We start from the raw sequence: 234 nt of genomic DNA on the forward strand, positions 1-234 counted from the left end.
GCTAAGGTGTCATTGCCTTCTCCGCCATTCAGGATGTCATGTCCATTCCCGCCATCTAAATAGTCATTTCCTGTATCACCATTTAGAATGTCGTTGCCTTCTTCCCCGTAGAGCTTGTCATTATCAGCACCGCCATTCAGTGTGTCGTTGCCATAGCCTCCGTATAGACTATCTTCTCCCGCTCCACCATTGAGTGTGTCATGTGCACTCCAAGCCTTGAGTGTATCTGCTGAA

At 48.3% G+C, this 234-nt stretch carries 1 protein-coding gene; it reads right to left on the reverse strand.

Annotated features, from left to right (window positions below; translation table 11 throughout):
- On the reverse strand, positions 1-234 hold a 234-nt coding region (locus D7V32_RS17125), incomplete at both ends, for a calcium-binding protein (RefSeq protein WP_147394252.1).

The organism is Acinetobacter tianfuensis (assembly GCF_003611465.1).
Lineage (GTDB): Bacteria > Pseudomonadota > Gammaproteobacteria > Pseudomonadales > Moraxellaceae > Acinetobacter > Acinetobacter tianfuensis.